Below are 9,757 nucleotides of genomic sequence, written 5' to 3'. Positions count from 1 at the left end.
GGCGCGGATCGAGGACGACGGGGTGGGCGGGGCGGATCCGGCGCGCGGTGACGGGCTGCGCGGAGTGGAACGTAGGCTCGCCGCGTTCGACGGCGTGGCGGGCATCGTCAGCCCGGTCGGCGGGCCGACCGCGGTGACCTTGGAGGTGCCGTGCGGGTACTGATCGCGGAGGACCAGGCGCTGCTGCGGGACGGCCTCGTCAGGCTTCTGACCGCCTTCGACTTCGAGGTGGTCGCGGCGGTGGGCAGCGGTCCCGAGCTGGAGCGGGCGCTGGCCGAACTGCGGCCGGAGGTCTCGGTGGTGGACGTGCGGCTGCCGCCGAGCTTCACGAACGAGGGGCTGAGCGCCGCGATCGCCGCCCGGGCCCGGGTGCCCGGGCTGCCGATCCTGATCCTGTCCCAGCACGTCGAGCCGCTCTACGCGCGCGAACTGCTCGCGAACGGCGGGCACGGGCTCGGCTACCTGCTCAAGGACCGGGTCTCGGACGTGCGCCGGTTCGTCGAGGCGGTGCGCGCGGTGGCCGAGGGCGGGACCGCGATGGACCCGGAGGTCATCAGTGCCCTGCTCGCGCGGCGGGCCCGCGAGGCGCCGATGGAGGCGCTGACCGCGCGCGAACGCGAGGTGCTCGCGGTGATGGCGGAAGGGCGCACCAATGCCGGAATCGCGGCCCGGTTGAGCGTCTCGGAGAAGGCCGTGAGCAAACACATCAACAACATCTTCATGAAGCTCGGCCTGTACCCGGACGAGGACGACAATCGCCGGGTACTCGCCGTGTTGGCCTACCTCAACGGCTAGCGCGTGCACGGCCGCAGATGCAATTGCATGACACTCGGTGCCGCAAAGACGCGGCACTCCCGGGCCGTGTCCGCCGGCTCCGGGAGTGCGTACTTTATCAGAATCCTGACCTATGGTCATTCCGGCGCGGCCGGCTCCGGCTCCGGCCCGGCCACCGGACTCACGGCGAGGCGCTCGCGGAGATAATCGGCCACCGCGGCCGGACTCGTGCACTGCGCGGTCAAGGCCGCGGGCAGGTCAAGACCGGTCCGGACGGCGAGCCGAATCCGCAGCTCCACGCGCGCCAGTGAATCAAGGCCCTGGTCCCGGAAGGACCGGACCGGATCGATGCTCCAGCGCGCGCCCGGTTTGAAATCGCGCAGCACCTCGGCAGTGATTTCGCGCACCATCTCCCCGACGGAATCGAGCGGGGTTACGTGCGGGGATGATCCGAACTCGAGCATAGTCCAACTCCACAGGCTCGCTCTTGCAGGATGCGTCACACGCGGAATCGACGGGAAGGCGGCCGGGCACGCCCGGCCGTCCTGTAGATCTGATCTCCTTTTAACGCCCTGGCGAAACAGTGTAGTCGATTACTGACCTGATTCCGACCACCGTCTCAGTAAGCGATCTCGCTTCGAACTCTCCAACGATCTCACCGCGATCGCCCGCGATCGAACGTGTTCCCTCCGGTGAGCGGAAACGATTCGAAATGTTGAGACACGGCGCCCGCCGGTCCGTCCTCGGCGAACGAGGCGACCGGCGGGCGCACGGACGGTGAAACAGAGGCGGAGCCGGGGCGTACTGCGGGAGCGCGCCGGCCGCGCGGCGTCAGCCCAGCGGCGCCTGAAACAGAGCACTGACGGACTCGCCGTTGTGGATCCGGCGCACCGCCTCGGCGAGCGCGGGGGCGATCGAGAGCACCGTGAGCTTGTCCGTCTGCCCCTCGGAGGCGGGGATCGGCACGGTGTTGGTGCACACGATCTCGAGCACGTCCGGCTGGTCGCCCAGGCGCTTGAGCGCGCCGTCGGCGAACAGGCCGTGGGTGCAGGCGACCCGGATCGTCCGGGCCCCGAGCTCGCGCAGCCGCTCGAGTACCTCGAGCACGGTGCTGCCCCTGGCGATCTCGTCGTCGAGCACGATGACGTCGCGCCCGCCCACCTCGCCGATCACGGAGCTGATCACCACCCGGTCGTCGGCCAGGCGCTGCTTGGCCCCGGCCGCCACCGGCAGCCCGAGCAGCCGGCCGAACGCGGCCGCCTCCTTGACGTTTCCGAGGTCGGGCGAGACCACCACGGCGTTGCTCAGGTCGTACTGGCGAAAGTGCAGGGCGAGTTCGCGCAGCGCGTGCAGGTGGTCCACCGGCACGCTGAAGAACCCGTGCACCTGCGGGGAGTGCAGCGCCATCGCCAGCACCCGGTCGGCCCCGGCGGTGACCAGCAGGTCGGCGACCAGCCGGGCTCCTATGGAGATGCGCGGGGCGTCCTTCTTGTCCGAGCGGGCGTAGGCGTAGTACGGCATGACCACGGTGGTGCGCGCGGCCGAGGCGCCGCGCGCGGCGTCGAGCATGAGCAGCAGTTCGACGAGGTGCTCCTGAACCGGAGCCACCAGGGGCTGGATCAGGAACACGTCGCGTTCCCGGCAGTTCTCCTGGAGCTGGACCTCGAGGCAGTCGGTGGCGAAGCGGCTGACCCTGACCGGATGCAGCGGCACACCGAGGTGCGAACACACCTCGGCGGCAAGGTCGTGATGGGCGCTGCCGCTGAACACGGCGATGTCACGCATGGGTTTGATCCTCCGTCGCTCGGGCGGTGACGCGTCCCATCGTCCCAGACGCCATGATCGAAGCGCGAGGTCCGCACCCGCCCCGGCCCGCACTGGCGCGGCGGGCCGGGGCGGGTCGGTCCGAGCACTGATATGAGAATGTCATCGTAAATGCGAGCACGGTGCTATCAGGGCTCTGACAGCGTCGAAATGTTCGACGGGCGCTCACCCCGCCCGGCCTGGACGGTGGGGCCGGCGCCGCGGCCGGACGCGGCCTCGGAATCCTTTACCCGACCGTGGTGAGATTTTCATGAATAGCACAGCGGGCCGTGGGTGGACGCTGGTTGGACACCACGATCGCGGTCAGGATCAGACCCTCGCGCACCGCCCAGCGGCCGGTGAACGCGGTCAGTTCCCGGCCGTGGAAGTCGGGCCCGGCCACCCGCAGCTCGGCGGTGAACCGGCCGTGCGCGGCGAACGGCCCGGCCGACGCCTGCGCGCCCGCGCCGGCCCACGGCCCGGCGCCCGGCGCCACGTCCACGGTGACCGCCGCGTCCTGGAAGTCGAGCCAGCGGTGGGCCAACGGGTACCAGGCCTTGTACACCGACTCCTTCGCACAGAACAGCAGCCGGTCCCAGTGCACCGCGGGTTCGGCGGCCGAGAGCCGGGCCACCCACGCGCGCTCGCCCGGCAGGCTGACCGTCTCGAGCACCCCGTCCGGCAGCGGGGCGTTGGGCTCGGCGTCGATGCCGATGGTGGCGATCTGCGAGGTGCGGGCGAGCACCGCGCCGCGGTAGCCGGCGCAGTGCGTGATGCTGCCGACCACCCCGTGCGGCCAGCGGGGTTCGCCGCGCTGCCCGGTCGGGATCGGCCGCGGCGGCAGGCCGAGGCGGGCCAGGGCCCGGCGGGCGCAGGCCCGGCCGGTGGCGAACTCGGCCCGGCGCGCGGGCACCGCCCGTTCCACCCGCTCGGCCTCGCCCGGCAGCGGTTCCTCGCCGAAGTCCTCGCGGGTGTCCACGGCCACGGCGGGCCCTGACACGATCGCCTCGATCAGGGCGCGGGCCGGACCGCCGCGCTGCTGCTGCGGCGGGATCCCGGGATGGCCGATGTCCATGGGTTCGATCGTAGGCACTCGGCGCGGCGCGGGCCACGGCGCAGGGGGCTGACCCGGCGCGCGGCCGGCCGGGCGGGCGCCGACCGGCCGGGGCGGGCCGGAGGCGGGGCGCGGCGAGACGGCCCGCGCCGGGCGGGACACACGGGACGACATTCCGCTGTCGTTTCCTGAAATCGGACCAAGAGTTCGCATTCTCCCCCGTGTTCGGCGGAATTTCCGGTCGAACCGTTCCCATGCGGTATGCGTGTGTGTTGTCATAGGGAGCCCACAGGGCATGGTTGTCGCTCAAGGGGGGCGATTATGGCTCAGGCAGGCGAGGACGTCGGCCGCGGAGCGGGTTGGGGAGGACTCCCGCTCTCCGGACGGCCGCCTCAGCACACGCGGAATCGGACGGGCCGTGAGGAGGCGTCGAGGTGGCTGGACCGGCTGCTGCTGCCGGCTGACGCGTGCGCCGCGCCCGAGTCCGCCGCGTCCGAGCGCGCCACCGTCTGCGTGCTGACCGGTCCGCCGGGACCGGCCGCGCCCGCACTGGTGCTGCACTGGGCCGAGCAGGCCCGCGGCCGCTTCTGCGACGGCCACCTCTACGCGGACCTGCGCGGCTCCGGGCCGGACGGGCCCGGGCGGCCCGCCGACGTGCTCGACGGGTTCCTGCGCGCGCTCGGCGTCGCGGAGTCCGGCCTGCCGGGCGATCCGGCGGGCAAGGAGCTGCTGTACCGGTCCTTACTCGATGATCGCAGCATGCTCATCGTGCTGGCCGACGCCGCGTCCGACGCGCAGGTGCGTCCGCTGCTTCCGCCCGCCGGGGACTGCGCGGTCGTGGTCACCGGCCGGGTCGGGCTCGCGATCAAGGGCGCGTACCATCTCGCCATGGACGCGACGGACGCCACGGACTCGACCGCGGAGGCGACGCAGGACCCGAGCGCGGGCCGGGCGAGCGCGGGCGACGCCTTCGCCCATGCGTACCAGGCGCTGCCGCTGCTCGGCCGCCGCTTCCTGCGGCTGCTCAGCCTGCATCCGGGCCCTGAGATGAGCCTGGCGGCCGCGGCCGCGCTCACCGGGCAGGGCAGCGCGCAGGCGCGGCCGCTGATGGACGCGCTGGTCGAGGCGGGGCTGGTCGAGGCGCTGGCAGCGAACCCGCAGCGGTTCCGGCTGCACGAGCTCTACCACGCGTTCGCGCGGGACCGGGCCGGGTTCGAGGAGAACGCCGAGGACATCAGGCTCGCGCGACGCCGCGTGCTGCAGTGGTACCTGCACGGCTCGTACCTGGCCGCCCGCTACCTCGAGCTGGACTGCTACCGCGCGCTCGAGCTGTCCTTCATCACCGCCCGGCACGAGCCGCCCGCCGTCCCGGACCGGCGCGCCGCGCAGGAGTGGTTCGACCGCGAGTGGATGAACCTGCTGTGCGCGGTCGGCTCGGCCTCCGAGCACGGCTTCCCCGACGTACTTTGGCAGCTCTCTGCGACACTGCGGTTCACCTATCTGCGCCAGGACCGGGCCGAGGCGACCCTCGCGGTGCAGCGCATCGCGCTGGCCTCGGCCCGGCATCAGCGCAACCGGCACGCCGAGGCCGTGGCTCTCGACAGTCTCACCCTGGCCCTCGTGCACGCGGGCGCGGTGCACGAGGCCGAGGAGCACAACCTCCTGTCCATCGCGCTCTGGCACCTGCAGGGCGAGCGGGCGCGCGAGGCGGTGGCGCGGCTGATCCAGGTGCGGATCCTGATGGGCCGGCGCGACTGGCCGCACGCGGTCCCGCTGGGCTGGACCGTGGTGGACACGGCCGAGCAGCTCGGCGACCGGCGGCTCGAGGCGGCGGCCCTCGGCCTGCTCGCCGAGTGCTACGCCGAGACGCGGCGGTTCGAGGAGGCGCAGCTGCTGCTGCACGAGGTGGTCGCGCTGCACCGCGCCGACCCGTGGGCGTCCGGCCTGTCCGACGCGCTGTGGAACACCAGCAGGGTGCTGCGGGCGGTCGGGCGCCCGGCCGCCGCGCTCGGCCCGGCCAGGGACGCGCTGGTGCAGGCGGAGGCGACCGCGGACGGGTCCCGGCAGGCGCGCGGCCTGCTCGAGCTCGCGCTGGTCTGGCAGGCGAACGGGCACGACGAGAAGGCGCTGGCCACCTTCCAGCGCGCCACGGCCAGGGCCCGGCTGTGCGCCGACCGCGCCGGGCAGGCACGCGCCCTCGGCGCCGTCGCCGGATACCACCGCGGTCACGGCGATCTGAGCGCGGCGCACGCCTTCGCCGAGCGGGCGGTGGCGCTCTCCCGGGAGGTCGGGGACCGCTGGTGGCTGGCAGTGAGCCTGGAGCAGTCGGCCCAGACGCTCGACCTGCTCGACCAGAGCGCCGCGGCCACGCGGCACCGGCAGGAGGCGTACACGCTCTTCGAGGAGTTCGACGAGCCGCGGGCACACGAGGCCCGGCGCGGCCTGTCGGCAGCGGTGCATCCGGATCCGTGGCCTACGCTGGAGCAGAAGCAGCGCGACGAACGCAACGATCGGAAGCGGACCGTGCGCGACGGCGGTGCCTAGGCCGTGTCTTCAAGCCGGCGTCGGGTCGGGCCGCGGCGTCTGACGCGTGCGCTCGCAAGGCGCCGGGCCGTGCGCATACTCGGTCGTCTGTAAACGGTCCGGCAACGCCGCGAGCGTGCGTGGCAGGCGTCGCGGCCCCGACGATGGCTTGAAGACACCGCCTCGAAGGCGGGCCGCCGCGCCCGGCCGACGGTCCCGGGAGGACGACGCCATGACCCACACCCCGCGCCCCGCCTTCGAGCTGGGCGACCTGTCCGCTCCGCTGATCCAGGCCCCGATGGCCGGCGGTCCGTCCACCCCGGCGCTGGCCGCCGCGGTGAGCCGGGCCGGCGGGCTCGGCTTCCTGGCCGGCGGCTATCTGCCGGCGGCCGCGCTGGCGGAGCAGATCGCGCTGCTGCGCGGGCAGGCGGGCGCGGCACCGTTCGGGGTGAACCTGTTCGTGCCCCGGCCGGTGGCCGAGCCGGAGTCGGTGGCCACGTACCGTGCGGCCCTCGAGCCGGAGGCGGCGCGGCTCGGCGTCGCACTGCCGGAGCCGGACCTCGACGATGACGACGTGTGGCCGGAGAAGATCAGCATGCTGCTGGAGGATCCGGTGCCGGTGGCCTCGTTCACCTTCGGCCTGCCGGAGACGGAGCTGATCGCGCGGCTACGCAGTCAGGGCACGTACACGGTCGCCACCGTGACGGACGTGGACGAGGCGCTCGCGGCGCAGAGCGCGGGCGTGGACGCGCTGTGCGTCCAGGGTCCGGAGGCGGGCGGGCACCGCGGCACCTTCGACCCGGCGGCCACGCCCGGCACCACCGCGCTGGACGCGCTGCTGCGCCGGATCGCGGCGGTCACCGATCTGCCGCTGATCGCGGCGGGCGGCGTGGGCACGGCGAAGGACGTGGCGCGCCTGCGGGCGGCCGGCGCGGCGATCGTGCAGGCGGGCACGGCCTTCCTGCGCACGGACGAGGCCGGCACCCAGGCACTGCACCGGGATGCGTTGGCCGACGGGAGATTCACCGAGACCGTGCTGACCCGGGCCTTCTCCGGACGCTGGGCCCGGGCGCTGCGCAACGGGTTCACCGACCGCCATCCGCGGGTGCCCGCGGCCTATCCGGCGATCAATCAGCTCACGAAGCCGCTGCGGGCCGAGGCGGCGCGGCGCGGGGACGCGCAGGGCCTGAGCCTGTACGCGGGTTTCGGTTTCCGCGAAGCCCAGGCGGGTCCGGCGGCCGACGTGGTGGCGCGGTTGACCGCTGCGGCATGATGGCCCGCATGCAGAGCACCAATGAGACGGACGCGCTCCGGGCGCGCACGCGGGCGCAGCTCGTGGAGGCCATCGAGTCGGGCGCTTCGATACCGAAGTGGCTGATGTTCTGGGGACACCAGCCGGAACGCGACGGCTCGATCGGCAAGGGCGCCCTGTCCCAGTGGTGGCCGTGCAGCTTCACCGTCGACGGCACCGCCTACCCCTCGGCCGAGCACTGGATGATGGCCGGCAAGGCCCGGCTGTTCGAGGACGAGGAGGCGCTCGCCCGCATCCTCGCGGCCGAGTCCCCCGCGGAGGCCAAGCACCTGGGCCGGCTGGTGCGCGGATTCGACGACGACCGCTGGGCCGCGGCCTGCTTCCCCTTGGTGGCCCAGGGGAACGTGGCCAAGTTCGGCCAGGACCCCGAGCTGCGCGCCTACCTGCTCGGCACCGCCTCGCGGGTGCTGGTGGAGGCCAGCCCGCTGGACCGGGTCTGGGGCATCGGCCTGGCCGCCGAGGACCCGCGGGCCACCGATCCGCGGCAGTGGCGCGGCGGGAACCTGCTCGGTTTCGCGCTCATGCAGGCGCGCGAGGAACTCGCCGCGGAGAGCTGATCAGACTCCTCACGTCCCATCCGGAATCAGCTGGCGCAGGACCCTCATACGCTCTACCGTGACGAGTTCGGGCTCCGGCGAACTACGCGAGGGAATCAGATGCTTGAGGATTACGCCACCGGCTCCGTCCCGTCCGCGGACGGGACCGGGATCGGCTTCCGGTATCGCGGCGAGGGTCCCGCGGTCGTGCTGCTGCACGGATCGATGGAATCAGGGCTCAACCACATTGCGCTGGCCGACGCCCTTGCCGGCGCGTTCACCGTCTACCTGCCGGACCGCCGCGGCCGCGGGCTGAGCGGTCCGCACGCGGCGGACCACGGCCTGGCCACCGAGGTCGCGGACCTGGCCGCGGTGCTCGAGCACGCCGGGGCCGAGCGCGTGTTCGGCGTGAGCGCGGGCGGCCTGGTCGCGCTGGAGGCCGCGCGCCGGTACCCCTCGATCAGCAAGGCGGCCCTGTACGAGCCGGCACTCGTGCTCGCGGACTCCTTCTACGACAACTCCTGGCTGCCCGCGTTCGACGCGCAGATCGCCGCCGGGAAGGTGCCGGCGGCGATGGTCACGTCCATGTTCGCGATGCGGCTGGCTCCGGCCGCGCTCAAGCTCTTCCCGCGCGGCCTGCTGGCCCGGCTGACCGACCTGATGCTCAAGGGCGAGGACAAGAAGGCCGGGCCGGACGAGGTGACGATGCGCCGCCTCGCGCCGACGATCCGCCACGAGGGCGTCATCATCGGCGAGGCGAAGGGCACCGAGGCCGGGTACGCCGACGTCGCCGCCGAGGTGCTGCTGCTGAGCGGCGGACACGGTCTGGACTGGCTGCGCCCGGGCCACGACGCGCTGGCACACACCCTGCCCCACGCGCGCACGATTCAGTACCCGGATTTGGACCACGGCGGATCCAGCGACGTGACCAAGGCGAATCCGAAGGGGCGCCCGGATCTGGTCGCCCGCGACCTGCTCGAGTTCTTCAAGGCCTGAGCGCGACTGAGCCCGATTGGGCCTGATCGGGCTCGATCGAACCCGATCCAGCTTGATCCAGCCTGAAAAGGCTGCTCAGAGCCGTATGACGCGGCGCGCGCGGAGCGTGTGCGGAGCGTCGTCCAGCGTGCCGTCACCGGAATAGACGAGGCGCGCGGGCGGCGCCCTTCGTCGTCTCGCGCCCTCGATTCGCGCAGGTCACCCCGGCTGTGCGGGTTTTCGGCGCGGGGCGCGGGAATCGGCGGCCCACCCGCCCGGAGTAGTGAGCCTTTTGCCTGGAATGCGCCGATTATCCGATCGTGTCAGATTGGGTGGTGCCCCAGTCAGAACACTCTCAAGGAGGAGACATGGGCAAGAAGGGAAAGGCCCAGCGCAAGCCCGCTCGGGCTCAGCAGCAGGCCACCCGTCCCGGCCAGGACGCGTTCGGTGAAGCCGAGGAGCGCTCGGCGTACCCGGGCAAGTCGCAGCAGTCTGACGCCTTCGGCGAGGCCGGCGAGCGTTCCGCACAGCCGGGACGTGCCCAGCAGGGACAGCGCGGCAAGCGCTCGCAGAAGAGCGCGGGCGCATAGCCCCGCGTAGTCTCAAGGGGCTTATGAGCTTCAGCTAGGCCCCGTGTGGGGCGCGTCCGCGAGGACGCGCCCCACACGCATGTCCGGATTCTGATGCGGCCGGGTCGGCATGGACAATCCCCCGAGCCCGCCTCACCTCCGCGGCGGCAGCGGCGGACGGCGGCGGTCCGGGCGCGGGGTGGACGTGGGG

9 protein-coding genes are annotated in these 9,757 nt (G+C 72.9%); 6 read left to right on the top strand and 3 right to left on the bottom strand.

Features of this window, described 5'->3' with window-relative positions; translation table 11 throughout:
- Window positions 1-150: 150 nt before the first annotated feature.
- Complete coding sequence (locus tag KDL01_RS35095; RefSeq protein WP_212533007.1) at window positions 151-795, top strand: LuxR C-terminal-related transcriptional regulator; 645 nt, start codon at window positions 151-153, stop codon at window positions 793-795.
- A gap of 116 nt (window positions 796-911) precedes the next feature.
- On the opposite strand, the gene KDL01_RS35090 is transcribed toward KDL01_RS35095, so the two are convergent.
- The 3 genes from KDL01_RS35090 to KDL01_RS35080 all read right to left on the bottom strand — a co-directional run bounded on the left by KDL01_RS35090 (window position 912) and on the right by KDL01_RS35080 (window position 3,652).
- Window positions 912-1,238 (bottom strand): acyl carrier protein, encoded by a 327-nt coding sequence (locus tag KDL01_RS35090; RefSeq protein WP_212533006.1) that lies wholly within the window; start codon window positions 1,236-1,238, stop codon window positions 912-914.
- Between the two features lie 367 nt (window positions 1,239-1,605).
- Entirely contained in the window at window positions 1,606-2,559 is a 954-nt protein-coding gene (locus tag KDL01_RS35085) for a ribose-phosphate diphosphokinase (protein ID WP_212533005.1), read from the bottom strand.
- A 265-nt stretch (window positions 2,560-2,824) separates the two neighbouring features.
- Entirely contained in the window at window positions 2,825-3,652 is an 828-nt protein-coding gene (locus tag KDL01_RS35080) for a 4'-phosphopantetheinyl transferase family protein (RefSeq protein ID WP_212533004.1), read from the bottom strand.
- Between the two features lie 300 nt (window positions 3,653-3,952).
- On the opposite strand from KDL01_RS35080, the gene KDL01_RS35075 reads away from it, so the two are divergent.
- The 5 genes from KDL01_RS35075 (at window position 3,953) to KDL01_RS35055 (ending at window position 9,567) form a co-directional block, all read left to right on the top strand.
- Window positions 3,953-6,175 (top strand): hypothetical protein, encoded by a 2,223-nt coding sequence (locus KDL01_RS35075; RefSeq protein WP_212533003.1) that lies wholly within the window; start codon window positions 3,953-3,955, stop codon window positions 6,173-6,175.
- 211 nt (window positions 6,176-6,386) lie between these two features.
- A complete protein-coding gene (locus KDL01_RS35070) occupies window positions 6,387-7,427 on the top strand; it encodes an NAD(P)H-dependent flavin oxidoreductase (protein WP_212533002.1) in 1,041 nt (346 codons plus the stop codon).
- Window positions 7,428-7,435: 8 nt separating this feature from the next.
- Entirely contained in the window at window positions 7,436-8,023 is a 588-nt protein-coding gene (gene ybiA, locus KDL01_RS35065) for a riboflavin biosynthesis intermediates N-glycosidase (RefSeq protein WP_212533001.1), read from the top strand.
- A 99-nt stretch (window positions 8,024-8,122) separates the two neighbouring features.
- A complete protein-coding gene (locus KDL01_RS35060) occupies window positions 8,123-8,998 on the top strand; it encodes an alpha/beta fold hydrolase (protein WP_212533000.1) in 876 nt (291 codons plus the stop codon).
- A 347-nt stretch (window positions 8,999-9,345) separates the two neighbouring features.
- Window positions 9,346-9,567: a hypothetical protein gene (locus KDL01_RS35055; protein ID WP_212532999.1), complete on the top strand. Its 222-nt coding sequence runs from the start codon at window positions 9,346-9,348 to the stop codon at window positions 9,565-9,567.
- Window positions 9,568-9,757: the final 190 nt, after the last annotated feature.

It is taken from the genome of Actinospica durhamensis (genome assembly GCF_018139695.1).
GTDB lineage: Bacteria > Actinomycetota > Actinomycetes > Streptomycetales > Catenulisporaceae > Actinospica > Actinospica durhamensis.
This window is presented reverse-complemented; position numbering and strand designations above follow the sequence as displayed.

Coding starts and splice junctions, on each gene's coding strand:
- KDL01_RS35055 (WP_212532999.1), top strand. CDS start 9,346: ATGGGCAAGAAGGGAAAGGCCCAGCGCAAGCCCGCTCGGGCTCAGCAG.
- ybiA (WP_212533001.1), top strand. CDS start 7,436: ATGCAGAGCACCAATGAGACGGACGCGCTCCGGGCGCGCACGCGGGCG.
- KDL01_RS35085 (WP_212533005.1), bottom strand. CDS start 2,559: ATGCGTGACATCGCCGTGTTCAGCGGCAGCGCCCATCACGACCTTGCC.
- KDL01_RS35060 (WP_212533000.1), top strand. CDS start 8,123: ATGCTTGAGGATTACGCCACCGGCTCCGTCCCGTCCGCGGACGGGACC.
- KDL01_RS35090 (WP_212533006.1), bottom strand. CDS start 1,238: ATGCTCGAGTTCGGATCATCCCCGCACGTAACCCCGCTCGATTCCGTC.
- KDL01_RS35080 (WP_212533004.1), bottom strand. CDS start 3,652: ATGGACATCGGCCATCCCGGGATCCCGCCGCAGCAGCAGCGCGGCGGT.
- KDL01_RS35070 (WP_212533002.1), top strand. CDS start 6,387: ATGACCCACACCCCGCGCCCCGCCTTCGAGCTGGGCGACCTGTCCGCT.
- KDL01_RS35075 (WP_212533003.1), top strand. CDS start 3,953: ATGGCTCAGGCAGGCGAGGACGTCGGCCGCGGAGCGGGTTGGGGAGGA.